24 protein-coding genes are annotated in these 19,951 nt (G+C 72.6%); 14 read left to right on the forward strand and 10 right to left on the reverse strand.

Features of this window, described 5'->3' with window-relative positions:
- Positions 1–45 precede the first annotated feature (45 nt).
- The 4 genes from AB0H75_RS33310 (at position 46) to AB0H75_RS33325 (ending at position 3,123) form a co-directional block, all read left to right on the forward strand.
- Positions 46–963, forward strand: a complete 918-nt coding sequence (locus tag AB0H75_RS33310; protein ID WP_367803338.1) for a DMT family transporter — start codon at positions 46–48, stop codon at positions 961–963.
- 80 nt (positions 964–1,043) lie between these two features.
- Positions 1,044–1,529, forward strand: a complete 486-nt coding sequence (locus tag AB0H75_RS33315; RefSeq protein WP_367803340.1) for a MarR family winged helix-turn-helix transcriptional regulator — start codon at positions 1,044–1,046, stop codon at positions 1,527–1,529.
- A gap of 126 nt (positions 1,530–1,655) precedes the next feature.
- Positions 1,656–2,564, forward strand: coding sequence for an NmrA family NAD(P)-binding protein (locus tag AB0H75_RS33320; RefSeq protein WP_367803342.1), 909 nt, complete (start codon positions 1,656–1,658; stop codon positions 2,562–2,564).
- A gap of 100 nt (positions 2,565–2,664) precedes the next feature.
- The gene (locus AB0H75_RS33325) at positions 2,665–3,123 is read left to right on the forward strand and encodes a cupin domain-containing protein (protein ID WP_367803344.1); all 459 of its coding nucleotides are present in this window, start codon (positions 2,665–2,667) and stop codon (positions 3,121–3,123) included.
- 31 nt (positions 3,124–3,154) lie between these two features.
- On the opposite strand, the gene AB0H75_RS33330 is transcribed toward AB0H75_RS33325, so the two are convergent.
- Positions 3,155–4,360: an ROK family protein gene (locus AB0H75_RS33330; RefSeq protein WP_367803346.1), complete on the reverse strand. Its 1,206-nt coding sequence runs from the start codon at positions 4,358–4,360 to the stop codon at positions 3,155–3,157.
- 56 nt (positions 4,361–4,416) lie between these two features.
- Here AB0H75_RS33330 and AB0H75_RS33335 point away from each other — a divergent pair, with 56 nt between their 5' ends.
- The 5 genes from AB0H75_RS33335 (at position 4,417) to AB0H75_RS33355 (ending at position 8,820) form a co-directional block, all read left to right on the forward strand.
- Positions 4,417–5,061, forward strand: a complete 645-nt coding sequence (locus AB0H75_RS33335) for an HAD-IA family hydrolase (protein ID WP_367803347.1) — start codon at positions 4,417–4,419, stop codon at positions 5,059–5,061.
- Positions 5,062–5,147: 86 nt separating this feature from the next.
- On the forward strand, positions 5,148–6,308 hold the full coding sequence (locus AB0H75_RS33340; protein ID WP_367803349.1) for an epoxide hydrolase family protein: 1,161 nt from the start codon (positions 5,148–5,150) through the stop codon (positions 6,306–6,308).
- A 21-nt stretch (positions 6,309–6,329) separates the two neighbouring features.
- Positions 6,330–6,686 (forward strand): nuclear transport factor 2 family protein, encoded by a 357-nt coding sequence (locus tag AB0H75_RS33345; protein WP_367803351.1) that lies wholly within the window; start codon positions 6,330–6,332, stop codon positions 6,684–6,686.
- Positions 6,687–6,767: 81 nt separating this feature from the next.
- Positions 6,768–7,409 (forward strand): TIGR03085 family metal-binding protein, encoded by a 642-nt coding sequence (locus tag AB0H75_RS33350; RefSeq protein WP_367803353.1) that lies wholly within the window; start codon positions 6,768–6,770, stop codon positions 7,407–7,409.
- 154 nt (positions 7,410–7,563) lie between these two features.
- On the forward strand, positions 7,564–8,820 hold the full coding sequence (locus tag AB0H75_RS33355) for a benzoate/H(+) symporter BenE family transporter (RefSeq protein ID WP_367803355.1): 1,257 nt from the start codon (positions 7,564–7,566) through the stop codon (positions 8,818–8,820).
- A 65-nt stretch (positions 8,821–8,885) separates the two neighbouring features.
- Here AB0H75_RS33355 and AB0H75_RS33360 read toward each other — a convergent pair whose 3' ends face one another.
- Positions 8,886–9,725, reverse strand: coding sequence for an aminoglycoside phosphotransferase family protein (locus tag AB0H75_RS33360; RefSeq protein WP_367803357.1), 840 nt, complete (start codon positions 9,723–9,725; stop codon positions 8,886–8,888).
- 136 nt (positions 9,726–9,861) lie between these two features.
- Here AB0H75_RS33360 and AB0H75_RS33365 point away from each other — a divergent pair, with 136 nt between their 5' ends.
- Positions 9,862–10,752 (forward strand): MBL fold metallo-hydrolase, encoded by an 891-nt coding sequence (locus tag AB0H75_RS33365; protein ID WP_367803359.1) that lies wholly within the window; start codon positions 9,862–9,864, stop codon positions 10,750–10,752.
- A 7-nt stretch (positions 10,753–10,759) separates the two neighbouring features.
- Here the strand turns inward: AB0H75_RS33365 and AB0H75_RS33370 are convergent, their stop codons facing one another.
- The gene (locus AB0H75_RS33370) at positions 10,760–11,191 is read right to left on the reverse strand and encodes a winged helix-turn-helix transcriptional regulator (RefSeq protein WP_367803361.1); all 432 of its coding nucleotides are present in this window, start codon (positions 11,189–11,191) and stop codon (positions 10,760–10,762) included.
- A gap of 460 nt (positions 11,192–11,651) precedes the next feature.
- Between AB0H75_RS33370 and AB0H75_RS33375 the strand changes: the two genes are divergently transcribed.
- On the forward strand, positions 11,652–12,974 hold the full coding sequence (locus AB0H75_RS33375; protein ID WP_367803363.1) for a family 43 glycosylhydrolase: 1,323 nt from the start codon (positions 11,652–11,654) through the stop codon (positions 12,972–12,974).
- 221 nt (positions 12,975–13,195) lie between these two features.
- Here the strand turns inward: AB0H75_RS33375 and AB0H75_RS33380 are convergent, their stop codons facing one another.
- Complete coding sequence (locus AB0H75_RS33380) at positions 13,196–13,576, reverse strand: hypothetical protein (protein WP_367803365.1); 381 nt, start codon at positions 13,574–13,576, stop codon at positions 13,196–13,198.
- 256 nt (positions 13,577–13,832) lie between these two features.
- Here AB0H75_RS33380 and AB0H75_RS33385 point away from each other — a divergent pair, with 256 nt between their 5' ends.
- The 3 genes from AB0H75_RS33385 to pafA all read left to right on the forward strand — a co-directional run bounded on the left by AB0H75_RS33385 (position 13,833) and on the right by pafA (position 17,276).
- Complete coding sequence (locus AB0H75_RS33385; RefSeq protein ID WP_367803367.1) at positions 13,833–14,372, forward strand: 6-pyruvoyl tetrahydropterin synthase family protein; 540 nt, start codon at positions 13,833–13,835, stop codon at positions 14,370–14,372.
- Between the two features lie 280 nt (positions 14,373–14,652).
- Positions 14,653–15,780, forward strand: a complete 1,128-nt coding sequence (locus tag AB0H75_RS33390; RefSeq protein WP_367803369.1) for an RNA ligase RtcB family protein — start codon at positions 14,653–14,655, stop codon at positions 15,778–15,780.
- A 137-nt stretch (positions 15,781–15,917) separates the two neighbouring features.
- Positions 15,918–17,276, forward strand: coding sequence for a Pup--protein ligase (pafA, locus tag AB0H75_RS33395; RefSeq protein ID WP_367803371.1), 1,359 nt, complete (start codon positions 15,918–15,920; stop codon positions 17,274–17,276).
- Positions 17,277–17,354: 78 nt separating this feature from the next.
- Here the strand turns inward: pafA and AB0H75_RS33400 are convergent, their stop codons facing one another.
- The 6 genes from AB0H75_RS33400 to AB0H75_RS33425 all read right to left on the reverse strand — a co-directional run bounded on the left by AB0H75_RS33400 (position 17,355) and on the right by AB0H75_RS33425 (position 19,774).
- Complete coding sequence (locus AB0H75_RS33400) at positions 17,355–17,483, reverse strand: hypothetical protein (RefSeq protein WP_367803373.1); 129 nt, start codon at positions 17,481–17,483, stop codon at positions 17,355–17,357.
- A 140-nt stretch (positions 17,484–17,623) separates the two neighbouring features.
- Positions 17,624–17,776: a hypothetical protein gene (locus AB0H75_RS33405; RefSeq protein ID WP_367803375.1), complete on the reverse strand. Its 153-nt coding sequence runs from the start codon at positions 17,774–17,776 to the stop codon at positions 17,624–17,626.
- A gap of 153 nt (positions 17,777–17,929) precedes the next feature.
- Complete coding sequence (locus AB0H75_RS33410; protein ID WP_367803377.1) at positions 17,930–18,484, reverse strand: hypothetical protein; 555 nt, start codon at positions 18,482–18,484, stop codon at positions 17,930–17,932.
- A gap of 526 nt (positions 18,485–19,010) precedes the next feature.
- The gene (locus AB0H75_RS33415; RefSeq protein ID WP_367803379.1) at positions 19,011–19,448 is read right to left on the reverse strand and encodes a hypothetical protein; all 438 of its coding nucleotides are present in this window, start codon (positions 19,446–19,448) and stop codon (positions 19,011–19,013) included.
- Between the two features lie 9 nt (positions 19,449–19,457).
- Positions 19,458–19,583, reverse strand: coding sequence for a hypothetical protein (locus AB0H75_RS33420; protein WP_367803381.1), 126 nt, complete (start codon positions 19,581–19,583; stop codon positions 19,458–19,460).
- Complete coding sequence (locus tag AB0H75_RS33425) at positions 19,580–19,774, reverse strand: hypothetical protein (protein WP_367803383.1); 195 nt, start codon at positions 19,772–19,774, stop codon at positions 19,580–19,582. Before AB0H75_RS33425 ends, AB0H75_RS33420 begins: the two co-directional genes overlap by 4 nt.
- Positions 19,775–19,951 lie beyond the last annotated feature (177 nt).

Genomic DNA, 19,951 nt, shown 5'->3' on the forward strand with positions numbered 1-19,951 from the left:
AACTTTAACTGGACCTTACTGATTCTACGGTGAATGCTGCGGAGGGTGAAGTCACCGATCTCGCCACGCCTGGCGTCCCTGCTCACGACGGTGGTGCTCTGGGCGTCGGCCTTCCCCGCCATCCGCGTCGGCGTCGGCGGCCTGGGCGTCGGCGGGCTGTCGTTCTGGCGGCTGGCCGTCGCCTCCGCCGCGCTGGCCGTGGTCAGCCCGCTCCTGCGGGTCCGGCTGCCGCGCCGGCGCGACCTGCCGCTGATCGCGCTGTGCGCGTTCACCGGCATGAGCGCCTACCAGGTGCTGCTGAACTGGGGCGAGGTGCACGTCCCCGCCGGTACGGCCAGCCTGCTCATCGCCACCGCGCCGGTGTTCAGCGTGCTGCTGGCCTCGATCTTCCTCGGCGAGCGCCTCTCGGCGGCCGTCGTGGCCGGCACCGTCACGGCCCTGGCCGGCGTGGCGCTCATCGCCTACGCCGCCGGCTCCGCCCAGGTCAGCGTCAGCGCGCTGGCGATCCTCGCGGCGGCCGTCGTCCAGGGCGTCTACCATTTCGCCACCAAGCCGCTGCTGAAGCGGTACACCGGCCTGGAGGTCGCCTGTTACGCGATGTGGGCGGGCACCCTGTTCCTGGCCCCGCTGGCGCCCGGCGCCGTGCGCGACCTGCTCCACGCCCCGGCCGACGCCGCCGTGTCCGCCCTCTACCTCGGCCTGCTGCCGTCCGCGCTCGGCTTCGTCACCTGGGGGTACGCGGTCGCCCGGTACACCGTCGCGCAGTCCACGGCGGCCCTGTACCTGGTCCCGCCGATCGCCGTCGGGGTGGCGTTCGTGTGGCTGGAGGAGATCCCGGGGCCGGCCGAGCTCGCCGGCGGGCTGATCAGCATGGCCGGCGTCATCCTGATCCACCGGCGCACGGCACGCCCGGCCGCCGTTCCCGAGCCGTCCTCCCCTCTCCTCGACAGGGCCGGCACGTAACGTCGCATGCACTTGCATCGAGTTCCCGCATGCGCCATAGTTGGTTGTGCCAAACCAACTACTTCGGGGACGGTGTGCGGATGGAACACGGGCCGGCCGGCGAGGACGATCGCTCCCTCCCGCGGCGCGAGGCCGTCGACGGGGTGGCGGCGGCGCTGGCCACGGTGGGCAACTGGATGTTCGCGCCGGCCACCCGGCGCAGGATCATGGCGTCCTCCGGGCTGGGGCTGTCGCTGGGCGACTACACCCTGCTGGCCCAGGTGTCGCTGCACGCGCCGGTGCGGCTGTCGGTCCTGGCGGAGCTGATGGAGGTGGACAAGTCCACCCTGTCGCCTCCGGCCAGACGCCTGGAGGCACGCGGCTTCATCGAGCGCCGGCCCGATCCGGCCGACGCCCGGGCACAGCTCGTGAGCGTCACGCGGGCGGGGAAGCTCGCCATCGGCAAGCTCTGGAAGGCGCGTACGGCCGCCGTCGCCGCCCTGCTGGCGGAGTGGGAGCCGGCCGACGTCGAACGACTGGCCGCGAGCCTCACCGCGCTCAGCGAAGCGATCAAAAAGGGGTCGTGAGCCCGTCGCGGCGCCGCCGGCGGGACGACCCCGCCCATCCCTTGACCCGATCCCCGGAACGTCCTGCGGCCCGTCATGGGCCCGGGACGAACGTTCTGGTCCGTTACCAGCAAGGAGTACCCCATCATGTCCTCTTCCCCCAAGGTCCTCGTGGCCGGCGCCACCGGGCTGCTCGGCGGCCGGATCGTCCGGGCCCTTCTCGACCAGGGCGTCCCCGTGCGGGCCCTGGTACGGCCCGGCACCGGCGCGGAGAAGAAGAACTCCCTGACGGCCCTGCGGACCGGCGGCCTGGAGGTGGCCGAGGGTGACATCACCGATCCGGTCGAGCGGCTGGCCGAGGCCGTCGGCGACGCCACGACCGTGATCTCCGCCGTCCAGGGCGGCCCCGACGTGATCGTGGACGGGCAGGCCAACCTCGCGCGTGCCGCGGAGAAGGCCGGCGCCCGGCGGTTCGTCCCGTCCGACTTCGCCTTCGACCTGACCAAGCTGGACGACGGCGACAACTTCATGATCGATTGGCGCCGGCAGGCCGCCGCCGCGCTCGCCGGCTCCGGTCTTGAGGTGGTCTCCGTGCTCAACGGGGCCTTCTACGAGGTGATGATCGGCTTCATGGGGCTCATCGACTGGGAGCGGGGCACCCTGTCCCACTGGGGGGATCCCGACCAGCCGCTCGACCTGACCTCGGTGGCCGACACCGCCGCCTACACCGCCGCCGTCGCCCTCGACCCGGCCGCCACCGGCACGCTGCGCTTCGCCGGTGAGGTCGTGTCGATGCGCGGGTTCCACGAGGCGGTCCAGCGGGGCTCCGGCCGTACGTTGCGGCTGCTCCACCTCGGCACCGCCGACGACCTGCGCGCGGAGATCGCCCGCCGGGCGGCGCTCACCAGCAATCCGTTCGACTACGTGGCGCTGCAGTACCAGTGGTGCATGGTGAGCGGCAAGGCCACGTTCGACAGCCTGGACAACGCCAGGTACCCGCAGATCACGCCCCAGCCGCTGGCCGACTTCGTCCGCGCCGCCACCGTCGCGCCCTGACGACCGGCCCTCGTTGACCAACCGGACCGCAGTCCGGTACGTTGCCAGATATCCGGACCGAAGTCCGCTTATGCGGACGGAGCACCGCAGGAGATCTGGCATGCGCAAGAAACTGTTCCTGGCCGGCGTGGCCGGCGTACTGGCCGTCGTGACGAGCGGATCGACCGGCTCGCTCGCCGACTCCCGCCCCGCGCAGGCGGCGGACCGGGTCATCCACCACTCGCACCGGGAGAAGGGCTCGCCCTGCGAGGGGCTGAAGGGGTGCACGTTCGTCCAGCTCAAGGGCGACCCGAAGACCGGCCCGTCGGAGGCGCTGTTCACCCTCAAGGCCGGCACCCCCTTCTCTCCCCACTGGCACACCAGCCCCGAGCATGTCGTAGGGGTCTCGGGGGTCATGTTGTGGCAGGTGGAAGGCCACAAGACCTACCGGGTGGGCGCCGGCGACTACCTGTACTACCCCTCGAAGGCGGTGCACCAGGGCAGGTGCGCCCCGGGCGCCGACTGCGTCTACTACGTGTACGACTCGCAGCCCTACGACTTCCACCCCGCCGGGCGCTGAAGGACCCCGGCGCTGAGGGACCCCGGCGCCGTCAGGCCCGCGGCCCCCTTCGCAGGGCCTCCCAGGCGGCGAGACCCTCTTCGGTGAGTACGTGGTCGAGCGCGGTCATCACCGCCCCGTGCAGGGCCCCGTCCCGGCCGAGGGCGGCCGCGAGCACGGGAGGCGGGTGCGGGCGGCGGAAGCGCATGAGGCCGCCGGTCAGGGCAGCGGTGAACTCCGGCCCTGCCGCGGCCCGCAGCGGCTCCGCCAGGCCGCCCAGGGTGACGACGGCGGGGTCCAGCGCGTTGATCAGCCCGGCGAGGCCGCGGGCCAGCCCGGTGGCGGCGCGGCCGACGGCGGCACGGGCGGCCGGGTCCTCCGGGGTGCGGGACAGGGCCCGCTCGGCGTACGTGCGGGGGTCGCGGGGCGGGGGCTCGCCGAGGTGGCGGGCGATGGCGCGGCCGTCGACCGCCAGGTCCCAGCAGCCCCGGGCGCCGCACGGGCAGCGCAGGCCGGGGTCGCCGAACGGCAGGTGCCCGAACTCCCCGCCCGCGCCGGTCGCCCCGTGCAGGGGCCTGCCGCCGACGACCAGGGTGCCGCCGACCCCCACTTCCACGGTGACGTGCAGGACGGTCGCCGCTCCCGCCGCGGCGCCCCGCCTGGCCTCGGCGAGCCCCGCGAGGGTGGCGTCGTTGCCGATGAGCAGCGGCGGGCCGGGATCGGGCGACAGCGCCGCCAGGTCCACCGCGTCCCAGCCGAGCACGGAGGACTGGACGACCCTGCCGTGCTGCACGGTCGCGGCGACCGCCACCGAGATCGCCCGGACGCGCCGACCGTGACGGCGGCGCAGGCGTCGCACGGCCCGGGCCACCGGGCCGATCACGTCCTCGGGGGCGCGGCTGCGGTGCGTCCCGGTCTCCGCGACGGCCGGTTCGCCGTCGAGGGCCGCGATCGCGCACCGCCAGTCCTCCTGCCGCAGGTCCACGGCGATGACGAGGGGGCCTTCCGGGTGGGGGGCGAGCACGCTCGTCGGGCGGCCCCGGGAGGTCGCGGCGGCCGGGGTCTCGGCGAGCAGGGCGAGCTCGCGCAACCGGGAGGTGATCTCCGTGGCCGAGCCGGTGCTGAGGCCGAGCCGCCGGGCGACGGCCGCCCTGGTCACGCCCGGCTCGCGGCGCATCTCGTCGAGCACGGCCAAAGCGCCGCGCCAGCGGAGATCCGCGGCCCGCACGGACCTGACCCGGCCGGGTGGGGTTGCCATGTGTCGCCGCCCTTCGTTTATGCTCGATGCACGAGTTTAATCGAAAGGGGGGCTCCGTGCCACGACGAACGGACCTCGCGGCGGTCGAAGCGGTCCTGCTGGACATGGACGGCACGCTCGTGGACTCCGACGCCGCGATCGAGCGCGCCTGGTCGATCTGGGCCGGTGAGTACGGCGTCGACCCCGGCGCGGTGCTCGCCGTCGCCCACGGGAGCCCGGCCGCGCGTACGGTCCGGCGGCTGCTTCCCGGCCTGGACGACGAGGCCGTCACGGCGGCCGCGCGGCGGCAGCACGCCCTGCAGTACGAGGACCTGGCCGAGGTCACGGCAGCGCCCGGCGCCCGCCTCCTGCTCGCCACGCTGGACCGGCTCCGGCTGCCGTGGGCCGTGGTGACCAGCGCCGACGGGCGGCTGGCCAGGGCACGCCTGCACGCGGCGGGGATCGACCCGCCCGTCCTCCTGACGATCGACGACGTACGGGCGGGCAAACCCGATCCCGAGGGCTACCTGGAGGCCGCGCGCCGCCTCCGCGTCGCGCCGCCCGCCTGCCTGGTGGTGGAGGACTCCGAGCCGGGGCTGGCCGCCGGGCGGGCGGCGGGCATGCCGACCGCGGCGCTGCGGGGGCTGGACGGCGACCTGGCCCTGCCCGGCCTCGACCGGCTGGCCCACCTGCTGGAGCGCTCGCGGGTCCGGCCGTGGTGAGCGCGCGGCCGGGCCACGCCGCTCCCGTGCCCACGACCCGACGACGCGACGACCCGACGACCCGACGACCCGACGAGGAAGACAGCATGACCGACCGCGTGACCCTGTTCCGCCTCGACGTCCCGGAGCCCGTGCTGGCCGACCTGCGCGAGCGGCTGCGGCGCACGCGGTGGCCCGAGAAGGAGACGGTCGGCGACTGGTCGCAGGGCGTCCCGCTGGGCTACCTGCGCGAGCTGTGCCGGTACTGGGCCGACGCGTACGACTGGCGCGCCACCGAGCGGCGCCTGAACGCGTTGCCGCAGTTCCGGACCTCCATCGACGGCCTCGGGATCCACTTCCTGCACGTCCGCTCGCCGCACGAGGACGCGCTGCCGATCGTCCTGACCCACGGATGGCCGGGCTCGATCGTGGAGTTCCTCAAGGTGATCGGGCCGCTCACCGACCCGACGGCCCACGGCGGCGACGCCAGGGACGCCTTCCACGTCGTGTGCCCGTCCCTGCCCGGCTACGGCTTCAGCGACAAACCGGACCACCGCGGCTGGGGTGTCGAGCGGATCGCCGACGCCTGGATCGAGCTGATGGCCCGCCTCGGCTACAACCGCTACGGCGCGCAGGGCTCCGACTGGGGCACCACCGTCACCACGCTCATCGGCCTGCGGGACCCCGCCCACGTGGCGGGCATCCATCTCGTCCCGCCGCTGGCGGCCCCGGACCCGGCCACGTTCGACGACCTCACCCCCGCCGAGCGGGCCGCGATCGCCGACCTGGAACGGGGCCGGGAGGACGAGGACGGCTACTCGCTGGAGCAGTCCACCCGGCCGCAGACCATCGGCTACGGGCTCGTCGACTCACCGGCGCTGCTCTGCGCCTGGATCATCGAGAAGTTCCGGTCCTGGACCGACAGCGGCGGCGACCCCGAGAGCGTCCTCACCCGCGACGAGCTCCTCGACAACCTGATGCTCTACTGGCTGCCCGGAACCGGCGCGTCCGCCGCCCGGCTCTACTGGGAGAGCTTCAAGCCCGTCCAGCGCCTCTTCACCTCCGGGACGACGGACGTGGTGACCGTCCCGGCGGGATGCTCGATCTTCCCCAAGGAGAACCCCCGGCCGTCCCGGCGGTGGGCCGAGAAGCGCTTCACCACCATCCTGCACTGGAACGAGCTGGACAAGGGCGGGCACTTCGCCGCGTTCGAGCAGCCCGGGCTGTTCGTCGAGGAGCTCCGCACCTTCTTCCGCATGGTCCGCTGACCGCACGACGGAGCACGCCACATGAACTGCCGCACCCACGCCGACGCCTGGCTGGCCGCGTGGAACCAGCACGATCTCGACGCGATCCTGGCCTGCTACGCCGAGGACGTCGACTTCGTCGCCCCCACCGTGGTGCGCCGCTGGGGCCGCGCCGACGGCCGCCTGCACGGCACGGCGGAGCTGCGCAGGCACTTCGCGCTCGGGCTGGAGCTGGCCCCCGGCCTGACCTTCACCGAGGAGGCGCTGCTGACCGGCCCGGGCGGCTATGCCCTGCTCTACCGGCGCGAGAACGGCAACCGTGTCCTCGACGTCGTCGAGCTGGACCGGCACGGTCACGCCGCCCGCGTCCACGCCTTCTACGAAGGCCCGCAACAGTGACCCGCGACGGCCGGGACCTCCTCGGCGCGCCCGCCCTTCCGGGTCTCGAACGCCGGTGCCGGCCTCACTACACTCCCTGGTATGGCCGAGGTGTTCTTCGACGCCGTCGAGCGGGCCCGCCTCAGCGACCTGTTCGACGAGCTCGGTCCCGAGGCGCCCACCCTCCTCGCGCCCTGGCTCACCCGTGACCTCGCCGCGCACCTGGTCCTGCGCGACGTGGACCCTGTGGCCGGTCCCGGGCTCGTCGTCCCCGGACCGTGGGGCCGCCTGGCCGAGCGGCGCAGGCAGGCGCTCGCGCGCCGGGACTTCGCCTGGCTCGTCGCGACGCTGCGCTCGGGGCCGCGGCCGGGCTTCTTCCGTCTCGGCTGGGTACGCCGGTACCCGAGCCTGAACGAGTTCTTCGTCCACCACGAGGACGTCCGCCGGGCGGCCGGCCGCGGCCCGCGTACCCACGAGCCCGCGATGGACGAGGCCCTGTGGCGCAACGTCGGCCTCGCCCCCTGGTTCCTGGCGCGCCGGCTGCGCGGCGCGGGCCTGGAGCTGCGGTGGGCGGGCACCACCCGGACCGTCCGCGCGCGCCGGGGCGAGCCCGTGGCCCGCGTCACCGGGCCTCCCGGCGAGCTGCTGCTCTTCCTCTTCGGACGGGGTGACGCCGCGCGGGTCGAGGTGAGCGGGCCCGCCGCGGCGGTCGAGGCGCTGCGGGGAGCCCACCTCGGCATGTGACCCGGTCGCTCACGGCATCAGCCGCATACCGTCGTAGATCGGGTGCCCGGTATTCTGGCTGCCGCGACTGGCGTGGCCGGATGTGACCGGCGTGGAGCATGTGAGCGACATCGACCGCCTGGGTGTCCCTCGACCGTCCGACGGGAGGGACACCATGCGTTTACGGGACGAGCTCGCCGCGAACGGCTCGGGCGCCGGGCGGCGGCCCGGCGTACGGGAGGGCGGCGACGGGACGGCGGCGCCGGGCGGCGTGCTCCCGCCGGTCTCCGCGGGGGTGGTCTCGGGACTGGTGGGGTTCACCAGCTCCTTCGTGGTCGTCCTGGCCGGCCTCGCCGCCGTGGGCGCGAGCCCCGGCCAGGCATCGAGCGGCCTGCTGACGGTGAGCGTCACCATGGGCCTGTCGTCCGTCCTGCTCGCGTCGTGGACCCGGATGCCGATCACCGCCGCCTGGTCCACGCCCGGCGCGGCGCTGCTCGCCACGACCGGGGCGGTCGGGGGAGGGTGGCCCGCCGCGATCGGCGCGTTCCTCCTCACCGGCGCGCTGATCGTGCTCACCGGCCTCGTGCCGCAGCTCGGCGCGCTCATCGCCCGCATCCCCTCCTCGGTCGGCCAGGCGATGCTCGCCGGCGTGCTGTTCCAGCTCTGTCTCGGACCGCTCACCGGGCTGGCGGCGAACCCGCTGCGGGTCGCGCCGGTAGTGGCCGTCTGGCTTCTCGCCACGCGGTTCCTGCCGCGCTGGGCGGCCCCGCTGGCCTTCCTGACCGCCGCGATCGTCATCGGCGTGCACGTCGCGACCTCGGGGACCGCGATCGACCCCGCCGCGCTCGCGCCACGGCTGGAGATCACGGCGCCGAGCTTCACGCTCGCCGGGGTGGTCGGCATCGCCCTGCCGCTCTACCTCGTGACGATGGCCTCGCAGAACGTGCCCGGCGTCGCCGTCATGAAGGGTCTCGGCTACGAGGTGCCGTGGCGGAGGTCGATGCTCGTGACCGGGGTCGGCACCGTCCTCGGCGCGCCGGCGGGCGGGCACGCGATCAACCTGGCCGCGATCAGCGCGGCCCTCGCGGCCGGGCCGGAGGCGGGCGAGGACCGGTCGCGGCGCTGGATCGCGAGCGTGACCTCGGGCTGCGTCCTCGTCGTGCTCGGCGTCTCCTCGGCCGCGTTCGGCACGCTCGTGTCGCTGGCCCCGGCCGGGGTCATCCCCGCCGTGGCGGGACTCGCCCTGCTCGCCACCTTCGCCTCCTCCTTGAGGGCGGCGCTCTCGGAGCCGGACGAGCAGGTACCGGCCGTCGTCACCTTCGCGACCGCCGCCTCCGGCATCGCGATCGCCGGGGTGAGCGCCGCGTTCTGGGGCCTCATCGCCGGGCTCGTCGTCCGCTCCGTCCTCAGGCTCGGCAGGCGGCCGGCCTGACGATCCGCGTGGCCGGCGGCCGCCGGCCGGTCCACGTGGCCGCCGGCCGGTTCACCGGCCGGCGATCAGCCGCGCTCCTCCAGCCACGCGACGACGGCACGGACGAAACCCTCGACGTGTGACAAGGGCCTGCCGGTGAACACCGCGTGAAGGTGCTCGACCCCCACCGCGTCGTTCCAGATCCGGGCACGCCGGCGGGTCTCCTCGTCGGTGGCGCCGAGGACGTCCCAGCCGTGCCAGGTCGCGACGAGTGCCGCGTCGATCGCCGGGTCGGACAGGATCGCCAGGTCCCAGTCGAGGACGCCGGCCGGCTTGCCGTCCTCGCCGAAGTGGACGTTGCCGCCGCCGAGGTCGCCGTGGACGAGCCTGGCGGGGACCTCCTCCAGCGCCAGCAGCGTGTCCAGCCGCTGCCGGACCGCGTCACGCCACTTCGCCGGCAGGCGCGGGACGACCTCGCCGGTCAGGATGTCGGCCCATCCCGAGCCACCGGCGTACCGGCGCGGCCGGTGCAGAACGGCCTGGAGCTCCGGCGAGACCTCGACCTCGCGCAGCGCCTCCAGGAGCGGGCCGAACGCCGCCGGGTCCCCGGCGCCTTCCGGCAGCCCCGCGCCGTCGATCCACGAGACCGCGACGGCCGCGCGTTCCCCGAACGTGGTCACCGCGGTCAGCGGCTCCGGCACGGCGAAGGGCAGGCCGGCCGCCGCGACGGCCCGAAGGATCCCGACCCGGCGCGGCAGCTCGGCGGCGGCGTCGGGGCGCCTGGTGATCCGCACGGCGGCCACGCCGGGGAACAGCACGACGTGGTGCATGTTCCCGTGCTCGGCAAGGCGCGCGGAGCCGGGAGGGGCGTCGGGGACGAGTGCTTCGGCGATTTCCAGGAGGTCTGCGGGGACCGGTCGGGACATCCCGCCATTTTGTCGGACGATCGCGCCCGGCGAGCCGCACCGGCCGGGTGACGCACTTGCAAGTGCGTACTTGCCGCCCTCCGGTCACTAACCAATAGTTAGCCGCAGGCCAAACCGGCAAGCAAGGAGGAGCACCATGCTCGACGCGGCACCGCGCGATCGGATCACCCTCGGCACCACCACCGTCACCTACCTGCCCGACGGGGAGGCGCACCTCGACCCGGTCGCCGTCTTCCCGTCCTCGGGGCCGGACGGCTGGGCCGCCCACGCGCCCTACCTGGACGCCGACGGGCTGCTCCCGGTCAGCGTCGGCTCGTTCCTCATCGACACCGGCACGCACCGGGTCCTGGTGGACCTCGGTCTCGGGGCGGTCGCCTTCGAGGTGCCGGGGATCGGCCGGTTCCGCGGCGGGGCGCTGCTCGACAGCCTGGCCGGGGAGGGCCTGCGGCCGGGGGACGTCGACACCGTCGTCTTCACCCACCTGCACCACGACCACGTCGGCTGGACCAGCGACGTCGCCCCCTCCCCCACCGGCGGGCCCGCCGGGCCGGCGCGCGGGCTGACGTTCGCGGACGCCCGGCACCTGGTGGACCAGGCCGAGTGGCGGCACTGGCGCGGCACGGCCGAGGTCATCGGGCCCGACCCGCTGGCCGTGCAGGAGCCGCTGGGCGAGGTGATCGAGTTCGCGCGGCCGGGCGAGCCGGTCGTGCCCGGCGTCCTGGCGCTGCCCACGCCCGGGCACACGCCCGGCCACCTCAGCCTGCTGGTCACCGACCCGGCCACGGACCTGCGGTTGCTCGTCCTCGGCGACGTCATGCACACCCAGGCCCAGGTCAGCGAGACGGACTGGAGCTTCCTCTTCGACGTCGACGCCGAGCAGAGCACCAAGACCCGTCTCGCGCTGCTGGAGGACTACCAGGACGAGCGCACGCTCGTCGCGGGCGGCCATTTCGCCGGCACGGTGTTCGGCAGGTTCCTGCCGCCGCGGCGCCTGCACCGCTGGGCCGCCGCCGTTCACGCCCGCTGACGCGCCGTCACACCTGGTCGTCGCGGGCGTCGGCGGCCTCGCGGGCCTGCTCGACCTCGTTGATGTAGCGCTCGGCCCAGGCGCGGATGGCCTGCATCGGCTCGCGCAGGGTACGGCCCAGCGGCGTGAGGCTGTAGCTGACGCCCCGATCGGGGCCGGGACGGCGGCGGACCAGCCCGTCGCGCTCCAGGCTGCGCAGCGTCTGGGCGAGCATCTTCTCGCTGATGCCGTCGATCTGATCGCGCAGCCGCCCGAACCGCTGCGGCCCGCCCTCCAGGGCGCCGATCAGCAGGACGCTCCACTTGTCCGCCAGCCGGTCGAGCGCCTGCCGCGAGGGGCAGGCGGCGCTGTAGACGCTCGCCAGGTGGCCGTCGGGCAGGCGCGCGCGTGAGGGCCTGCGGGTGCCGGGACGGGGGCGGGGCTGCGGCGTGGTCGGCATGCTCAGTAGCTAACCAACGGAAAGCTTCGGCGGCAAGGACGCGCCGGACGGCCGGGCGATCCACAAGGGTCGGGCAGCACCAGCCGTGTTAGCGGTAACACAACAGAACAGGGAAGTGTCCGACGCGCCCCCGGCGGCGTCGAACGCCGTCAGCCGCTCGGCCGCCAGAGCCTCCGGCCCCGCGGCCGCGAGGCCCCGCGCCGTCCCCCGGACCGGCGGTGAAACTTTCAGATTCGTGAAAGTTTCAGCTCCGTGCCACGCTCACCGGCCGCTTCGCAACGACGTGACCTCCGGCGGGGTCGGAGTCCGGCGGGACGGCCGGGCTGCCCGGCACCCCGTGAATTGACCCCGCTCGCCGGCGGCTCCTACCGTCTGCACCGGCACTCGGACGACCACAGAGATTGGTTGATTCATGAAACAAGCAGGGTCAATCCGGAGCAGAATGTTAGCGTTAACGGCGATGCTGGCGAGCATGGTGGTGCCCGCGTTGGCCCTCACGCAGCCGCCGGCAGCGGCGGCGACAGCAGCGGCGGCCTGCGGCGTGGACTACACGGTCGCCTCGCAGTGGCCGGGCGGCTTCACCGGCGACGTCACCGTCCGCAACCTCGGCGACCCGGTCACCGGCTGGCGCCTGACCTGGAGCTTCGCCGCCGGCCAGCAGATCTCCCAGACGTGGAACGCCACCGCCGCCCAGAGCGGTGCCGCCGTCACCGTCACCGACGCCGGTCACAACGCCGCCATCCCCGGCGGCGGCAGCGTCACCTTCGGCTTCAACGCCTCCTGGACCGGCTCGAACCCGGCCCCGGCGGCGTTCGCCCTGAACGGGGTGACCTGCACCGGCACGCCGGACACGCCCTCCCCCGGCCCGACACCCTCGGGCCCGACCACGCCGCCCTCCTCCTACCCGGGCCCCGGCCGGGTGACCGGCGACATCGGCGTGCACGACCCGTCGGTGGTCCGCAGGCCCGGCGGCGGCTACCTGCTGGCCCACACCGGCGACAACATCGTGCTGAAGACCTCCGCCGACCGCACCGCCTGGCGCAACGCCGGCACCGTCTTCCCGGGCGGCGCCCCCTGGACGACCAGCTACACCGGCGGCAGCCGCAGCCTGTGGGCACCGGACATCTCCTACCACAACGGCCGGTACTACCTGTACTACTCGGCCTCCAGCTTCGGCTCCAACACCTCGGCGATCTTCCTGGCCACCAGCACCACCGGCGCGTCCGGGTCGTGGACCAACGAAGGGCTGATCATCTCGACCGGCTCCGGCAGCACCTACAACGCCATCGACCCCAACCTGATCGTGGACGACCAGGGCCGCTGGTGGCTGAGCTTCGGCTCGTTCTGGACCGGCATCAAGCTCATCCAGCTCGACCCGGCCACCGGCAAGCGGCTCGACGGCACCGTACGCGGCATCGCCCAGCGCTCCGGCAGCACCGCGATCGAGGCGCCGTACCTCTACAAGCACGGCGGCTACTACTACCTGTGGGTCTCCTTCGACGCCTGCTGCCGCGGCGCGGCCAGCACGTACCGGATCATGGTCGGCCGCTCGGCCAGCGTCACCGGCCCGTACGTCGACCGCAACGGCGTCGCGATGACCTCCGGCGGCGGCACCCAGGTCCTGGCCGGCCACGGCTCGGTGCACGGCCCCGGCCACCAGGCGGTCTTCGGCGACACCGACGGCGACGTGCTGGTCTACCACTACTACGCCGACAACGGCGCGTCGCTGCTCGGCATCAACAAGATCGGCTACGACGCGACCGGCTGGCCGTTCGTCTACTGACCGGAGAACGCCGGATGCGATGACCTCGCCGTCCTGCCGGCGCCCGGCGCCCGGGCCGCGGTGACGTACCGTTCGGCTTCAACAGCCCCAACGGCGGGCACCCGCTCCCGCCTCCGGCCTCGGGGGCGGGAGACCCGCGATCGCCAGTGCTTCCCACGCTCGCGCGGCAACACCACAGCCGTCTCTGCGGCAGATCGAGCGGAACGCGGTCCGAAGAGGTTTCATTCTCTGAAGGTCAGGACATCCGCGACGAACGAGCATCGCACATCACCCATGTCGACGTCGAAGTGCGAGATGCCAGAGATTTCTTGATGCGTTATTCCTTCCAGGCTGATCGCCGCCAAGGGGTCGTAGTCGGCAGGTAATTCGAGCTTGAGATCCCTGATCCCGCCGAACTCCAGCTCGACGACACGCCCTCGAGAGTCGAGCTCTCGCCAGTCGTCACAGTAAGTGAAGGTAAGCGTCAGGGCGGGGCCCCCAGGAGCAATGGTCAATCGTTCGACGCGAGCGTTGTTGTGAAGGTCGAAAGAACCTCCGTCCGCCTCGAACTCGATTTCCGGCCCCCTGGTCGACCACGGCCGCAGCCCGACGAACGACGCCATTACGATCGACCTTCCAGTACGCCCCTCGCTGGGCCGGGGACCGAGCGAGGAGCGTACCGCACGGACCAGGACGCGGTCGTCGACCAGGCAGTGCGGGGCCGGCCGGTCTTCTTCTGGGCGGGTGCGTGGCGCCTTGGTGCCGAACGCGGCGCATGCCGAGTTTTGGACTCCTTCGGGACGACACGCTCACCCGTGATTACGATGCGTAACGTTGAATGGGTGGTCAGTAACTGTCCCGGCGACCACGAGGTACAGGATGAGCCACCACATCCACATCCGGCACAACTTCGAGACGGCGCACCGGCTACCGCACCTCAGCGGCAAGTGCATGAGCCTGCACGGGCATTCCTGGTGGGCCGAGGTCACGGTGAGCGCTGCGGAGCTCAGCCACGACCAGACGGTCGTCGAGTTCGGCGGGTTCAAGAAGGCGCTGCGCGCGTTCATCGACGAGCAGCTCGATCACGGTGCCATGCTGGGCGCCGAGGATCCGCTCGCTCCGCTGCTCATGGCCCACGGGTGCAAGGTCTTCCTGTTCGGTCGGCCTGACCTGGGTCCGGACACCAGTTACACGGCGGACCTGCCGCTTCCCACGGTGGAAGCGGTGGCGGTGATGATCGGCAGGGTCACGCAAGCGCTCCTGGCCGACGTGCCGCGTGCTGCCGGCGCGTCGATCAGCCAGGTCAGGGTCGTCGAGACACACGTCAACTCCGCGGAGTTCCGCCCGGCCGGCGACGGGCCGTCGAGCGGTGACGCGGCGCTGCGGCGCGCGTATCCGGCCTCGGCGAACGGTGGATGACCGGCCACGGTCGCCGGGCTGTCCGAGCCCGCCCGGATGGCGCACGCAGCGGCCTCGCCCTGGCCCGGGGCGGCTCGCGGGGTCGCCTCCGCGTCCCGTTCCTGTGACACGGGGGTGACGGGGCGGCCGAAAATCGGTTGCCGCGGGTGACGGGCTCGGGGAAATGTGGTGTCCATGAGGCTTTGACGGACACAGCACCCCTTCCTCCGAGATGCCACGGCGCCCGTTCGCCGCCGTGATGCCGCATGCCCACATCCTTGTCGCAGCGAAGAGAGCGTCTTTGTCTCAGCACCCCTCCCCCACGGCCACGGTCACCGTGTTCGCCTCCCCCACGAGCTGGATCGAGTCCGACGCCGTCGCGCAGTGCCACCAGGTGGCCGCCCTCGACGGCATGGTGCACGTCGCCGCCATGCCCGACCTGCACCCCGGCAAGGGCGCCCCCATCGGCGCCGCCATGACCTCGACCGTCCTGTATCCGTTCCTGGTCGGCTCCGACATCGGGTGCGGCATCGCCGTGTTCCCCGTCAAGCTCAAGCGCGCCGTCCCGGAGAAGCTCGCCGCCCGCTTCCCCGACCTCGACCGCGCCGTCGACCCCTCCTGGGGCATGATCAAGGACGACATCCCCGCCGGTCACGTCGAAGGTCTCGGGACGGTCGGCCGGGGCAACCACTTCGTGGAGCTGGCGCGCGTCGGGACCGTCCTCCAGCCCGAGCACGCGAGCCGGCTCGGGCTGGACGCCGGTGACCTGGTGCTCGTCGTCCACAGTGGTTCCCGGGGGCTGGGCGAGCGGATCCTGCGGGCGCACACCGAGGTCCACGGTGCCGGGCCCGCCCCTGATCCGGACGCGTACCTGGCGATGCACGACGAGGCCGTACGGTGGGGATCGCTCAACCGGCGGCTGCTGGCGGCCCGGGTCGCCCACGCCCTGGGCGCCGAGGCCACCGAGCCGATCGTCGACCAGTGCCACAACCTGGTGGAGGTCCGTGACGGCGGCTACCTGCACCGCAAGGGCGCGGCGCCGGGTGACGGCCGTGACGTGCTGATCGCCGGTACCCGCGGCACCCCGTCCTACCTCGTGGCCGGCCACGCCGGGCCGGACGCCGGCTACTCCGTGGCGCACGGCGCGGGACGCAAGATGTCGCGTGCGGACGCGCTGCGCCGGGGCAGGGCCAAGCACACGGTCGAGGAGCTGCGCCGCACCCCGGTCGGGTCGCTGGTGGTGTGCGGGGACCGGCAGCTGCTCTTCGAGGAGGCGCCGACGGCCTACAAGCGCATCGAGCAGGTGATCGACGACCTGGTGACCCACGGCCTGGCCACGCCCGTCGCCACCACGGTCCCGCTGGTCACGTACAAGACGGCCGAACTCGGGCCGACGCCGAGGAATCGTCGCGGGCGGGGGCGTACGTGAGCGTCCACCTGCTGCTGCCGGCCGGGCGCGGCCCGCAGGAAGCCGACGCGAGAATTGGTACGTCATCGTCCAGCCGTGCCGGACGGCGTTCCCGGGCGATCCCCCCGCCGTCCGGGCGGGGAGAGTAGTGTGAGGTGGTGGACCGACGCATCTTCGGGCTGGAGAACGAGTACGGCGTCACCTGCACCTTCAGGGGCCAGCGCAGGTTGTCTCCCGACGAGGTCGCGCGCTACCTGTTCCGGAGCGTCGTGTCCTGGGGCCGGTCGAGCAACGTGTTCCTGCCCAACGGCGCCCGCCTCTACCTCGACGTGGGCAGCCATCCCGAGTACGCCACCCCCGAGTGCGACGACATCGCGGAGCTGGTCACCCACGACAAGGCCGGCGAGCGCATCCTGGAGGGGTTGCTCGTCGAGGCCGAGAAGCGGCTGCGCGAGGAGGGCATCGCGGGTGACATCTACCTGTTCAAGAACAACACCGACTCGGCCGGCAACTCCTACGGCTGCCACGAGAACTACTGTGTGGGCCGGCACGGGGAGTTCGGCCGGCTGGCCGACGCGCTGATACCGTTCCTGGTCACCCGGCAGATCATCTGCGGCGCGGGGAAGGTGCTGCAGACCCCGAGGGGCGCGGTGTACTGCGTGTCGCAGCGCGCCGAGCACATCTGGGAGGGAGTGTCGTCGGCGACGACCCGGTCCCGCCCCATCATCAACACCCGTGACGAGCCGCACGGCGACGCCGAGCGCTTCCGCCGCCTGCACGTCATCGTCGGCGACTCCAACATGAGCGAGACCACGACGTTGCTCAAGGTCGGCGCGACCGACCTGGTGCTGCGCATGGTGGAGGCCGAGGTCGTGATGCGCGACCTGAGCCTGGACAACCCGATCCGGGCGATACGCGAGGTCTCGCACGACGTGACCGGCCGGCGGCGGGTGCGGCTGGCCAACGGGCGCGAGGCGTCGAGCCTGGAGATCCAGCAGGAGTACCTGGGCAAGGCCAAGGACTTCGTGGACCGGCGTGGCGGCGACGACATCGCGCACCGGGTGCTGGAGCTGTGGGAGCGTACGCTGCGCGCGGTCGAGACCGGCGATCTCGACCTGGTCTCGCGCGAGATCGACTGGGTGACGAAATACCAGCTCATCGAGCGTTACCGCAAGAAGTACGACCTGCCGCTGTCCTCGCCGCGGGTGGCCCAGCTCGACCTGGCCTACCACGACGTGCACCGCAGGCGCGGCCTGTACTACCTGCTGCAGAAGCGCGGCTCGGTGGAGCGGGTGGCCTCCGACCTGAAGATCTTCGAGGCCAAGTCGGTGCCGCCGCAGACCACCCGGGCGCGGCTGCGTGGCGAGTTCATCCGCAAGGCGCAGGAGAAGCGGCGCGACTTCACCGTCGACTGGGTGCACCTCAAGCTCAACGACCAGGCGCAGCGCACGGTGTTGTGCAAGGACCCGTTCCGCAGCGTGGACGAGCGGGTCGACAAGCTCATCGCCGGCATGTGACCGGCCGGCGCCGGGAAGCCGAACGCCACACCGGCGAGAGGATCGAGAAAGATCGTTCCGCGTGGGAGCGGTGATCGTTCAGGTGGTGCTGCGATAGGTCCACATCTCGGCCATCCGGCCATCCGCCACCCGGACCTGCCAGATGAGGTCGGTCCCCGGCGTGTCGAGGTCCCGTCCCTGGCGGCGGAGGCGTCGCCGGTGTTCCACATGTCGAAATAGCGCTCCACGACCTGCTTGGACGCCGTGTGCATCCGCCGGGAACGCGCCGGGCGCACCTGCACGAAGACAGGGTTGCGGAGCACCGAGCCCGTCAGCAGGCACTGCCCCTGTCCCAGCGCGGGAACCGTCTACCACAGCGCCTCGTGCACCCCGCCCGTGGTGGCGCGGACCGGGGCGAGATTGCCGGCCGACTTGAGCTGGTGGATGAAGCGCGTGTTCGCCAGCTCGAACAGCTCCTCCGGCACGTGCCCGGGCTGCTGCGACACCAGCACCAGGCCCATCCAGCGCTTGCGCCACGCCGGCTGATGACCTGCGACTGGTCCAGCACCGCGCGCATCCGGCCCGCGCTGGCCCGCGAGACGAACGTGTGCACCTCCTCGATCACCACCAGCACCGGCGGGCGCTGTCGTCGGTCTCGCTCACGTCGAAGACGCTCAGGCACCCCTCCACGAGCAGTTCGTCCACGTCCAGGTACGGGGTGTTCCTGGTGGGCCGCCAGTCGAGCATCTCGGACCTGCCGAGCTTGTACAACTTGTTCCTCCCGTGGCCGGATCCTCCTGCAAGCCGTCGATCAGGTCGCTGAGATCGTACGGGCGGGCGGGAGGAGGCGGCGCGGGAGCGGCGAGGGCGCCCATCCGGCCCGGCCTGGAGGCCCGCTCCGCGTTGCGCCGGGCCTGGCCGGTGATGGCTCCCCACATGCGTACCTGGGGCTCGGTGAACTCGGGCACGTCGGCGATCGGCACCTTGAAAGGCAGAGGATCGGGCGCGTCCGTCATGCCGGCGTTCGGCACGTACACCCGGAAGCCCGGGATGCCGCGCGGCCGCCGTTCGCCGAAGCGTTCCTCCAGCAGGCGAGCGGGGTGCGGCTCGTCGTTCCCCTGGTCCATCCGTACGTACTCGCCCTCGATGCCGAGCATCCGGCGCAGCCGGTCACTGGGATAGATGAACACCTGCGAGTACGGCCGGGGGCGGGTCGAGGTGGGGAGCACGTTCTCCGAAGGGGTGACCTCGCCGAGGATCTCGATCGTGCCGGCCGCGTCATAGGTGGGCCGGAACCGGGTGCGCTCGGGATGGAGCAGGGTGGTGCGGCTGATGGCCGAGTCGGGGCCGATCTCGTGGGGGCTGTGGAAGGGGCCTTCGACGGCCCGTCCCAGGAAGGTGGATGCCTTGTTCGGTGTCGTTGACGCCCACGTAGGGGTCGCGGCGGAAATGGCGGCGCAGTTGCTCGGAGACCAGGACGCCGCTGCTGGTGTTGTCCGTCCCCGGCCCGTCGAAGGCGACGAAACCGAGGGGGATCAGCGAGCGGGCGAGGCTGGCCTCGGCGGCCTCGATCTCCTCCGCAGGGATCTCCTGTTCCGGCGGAGCAGGAGAAGGCGCGAGGAGAAGGCGCGCCGTGCTGCTCTTCCGGCTCCTCCGGCGGCTCTCCGGCCTCGGCTTCGACCCCGGCTGCGGCCCCGGTCCCGGTCCTGGCCCCGGCCCCGGTCCCGGCTTCGGCTTCGGCTTCGGTCTCCGAGCTCATCCTCGTGTCCTCCGTGGGTCCAGATCGGTGAGTCCGTGCTCCACCCCGAGTTCCATCAGGCGCGTCTCGATGAACGCCCGGAACTCCCCGCCCTTGAACATCGTGCGGGCCACGTTGTCGGCGAGGTCGATGGGGAAGGGAAAGCCGCGTGCCGTCACGGGGGCGCCGGTGTCCGGCAGGCCCCGTGTCCAGAGCGCGTCGGCGAGGAAGAGCGCCGCCGCCGCCTCGACCCGCTCCCGGTGGCACTCCAGGAGGAACGGACGGTGCCCGGCCTTGATGAGCAGGGCGGTGACCTCCGGCCCCACCTCCGCGGTGAACTTCGCCCTGTTCGTCCCCGCTCTCTCGTCGCCGTCCAGGAAGCCGGTGAGGTCGTCGGCCAGCGTGCGCAACTCGATGAACTCCCCCGGCTCCAGGACGATGCCGGCGTTGAGCACGTCCAGGTCCTAGGGGCTTTCGCTGACCGCGATGAACCGCTGGTCCTTGATGTAGTGGCGGACGAGGTCGAAGACGGGCGGCAGGTTCGCCTCCGGATGGCTCAGGCCCGTGCGGAGCTCGAAGACCCTCGTCACGAGACGGTCCCGGTGCGCAGGAGATGCCTGGCCCACCGCATTGTCCCGGGCGGCGGGCGGCGTATCCTGGCGCCCAGGTCGGGGTGGTCCGCCAGTATCTCGGCGCGGAGCTGCTCCCGCCGCCCGTGCGAGGCCAGGACGGCGGCGTCCACCCGGTCCCGCAGGTGATCGACGTACTCTTCGAGCTCCATCCATGGCGCGACCGACAGGGTGTCGGCCAGGCTTCGCGCGTCACGCCGTTCTACTGAGCCTCCAACTCCTCCAGTGACGCTTCGCAACCGGCCACCACACTCCGTTGCAGAGTGACCACGGGACCGGTGAAGTTCCAGGCCCTATGAGCCCCAGGTCACTGTCACGGTCCGGCCGGG

It is taken from the genome of Nonomuraea sp. NPDC050783 (genome assembly GCF_040802095.1).
Lineage (GTDB): Bacteria > Actinomycetota > Actinomycetes > Streptosporangiales > Streptosporangiaceae > Nonomuraea.

What these genes read in the sequence shown, in the direction of transcription:
- AB0H75_RS33315 (WP_367803340.1), top strand. Translation starts at nt 1,044, where the DNA reads ATGGAACACGGGCCGGCCGGCGAGGACGATCGCTCCCTCCCGCGGCGC.
- AB0H75_RS33320 (WP_367803342.1), top strand. Translation starts at nt 1,656, where the DNA reads ATGTCCTCTTCCCCCAAGGTCCTCGTGGCCGGCGCCACCGGGCTGCTC.
- AB0H75_RS33325 (WP_367803344.1), top strand. Translation starts at nt 2,665, where the DNA reads ATGCGCAAGAAACTGTTCCTGGCCGGCGTGGCCGGCGTACTGGCCGTC.
- AB0H75_RS33330 (WP_367803346.1), bottom strand. Translation starts at nt 4,360, where the DNA reads ATGGCAACCCCACCCGGCCGGGTCAGGTCCGTGCGGGCCGCGGATCTC.
- AB0H75_RS33340 (WP_367803349.1), top strand. Translation starts at nt 5,148, where the DNA reads ATGACCGACCGCGTGACCCTGTTCCGCCTCGACGTCCCGGAGCCCGTG.
- AB0H75_RS33345 (WP_367803351.1), top strand. Translation starts at nt 6,330, where the DNA reads ATGAACTGCCGCACCCACGCCGACGCCTGGCTGGCCGCGTGGAACCAG.
- AB0H75_RS33350 (WP_367803353.1), top strand. Translation starts at nt 6,768, where the DNA reads ATGGCCGAGGTGTTCTTCGACGCCGTCGAGCGGGCCCGCCTCAGCGAC.
- AB0H75_RS33355 (WP_367803355.1), top strand. Translation starts at nt 7,564, where the DNA reads ATGCGTTTACGGGACGAGCTCGCCGCGAACGGCTCGGGCGCCGGGCGG.
- AB0H75_RS33360 (WP_367803357.1), bottom strand. Translation starts at nt 9,725, where the DNA reads ATGTCCCGACCGGTCCCCGCAGACCTCCTGGAAATCGCCGAAGCACTC.
- AB0H75_RS33365 (WP_367803359.1), top strand. Translation starts at nt 9,862, where the DNA reads ATGCTCGACGCGGCACCGCGCGATCGGATCACCCTCGGCACCACCACC.
- AB0H75_RS33370 (WP_367803361.1), bottom strand. Translation starts at nt 11,191, where the DNA reads ATGCCGACCACGCCGCAGCCCCGCCCCCGTCCCGGCACCCGCAGGCCC.
- AB0H75_RS33375 (WP_367803363.1), top strand. Translation starts at nt 11,652, where the DNA reads ATGCTGGCGAGCATGGTGGTGCCCGCGTTGGCCCTCACGCAGCCGCCG.
- AB0H75_RS33380 (WP_367803365.1), bottom strand. Translation starts at nt 13,576, where the DNA reads ATGGCGTCGTTCGTCGGGCTGCGGCCGTGGTCGACCAGGGGGCCGGAA.
- AB0H75_RS33385 (WP_367803367.1), top strand. Translation starts at nt 13,833, where the DNA reads ATGAGCCACCACATCCACATCCGGCACAACTTCGAGACGGCGCACCGG.
- AB0H75_RS33405 (WP_367803375.1), bottom strand. Translation starts at nt 17,776, where the DNA reads ATGGGCCTGGTGCTGGTGTCGCAGCAGCCCGGGCACGTGCCGGAGGAG.
- AB0H75_RS33425 (WP_367803383.1), bottom strand. Translation starts at nt 19,774, where the DNA reads ATGGAGCTCGAAGAGTACGTCGATCACCTGCGGGACCGGGTGGACGCC.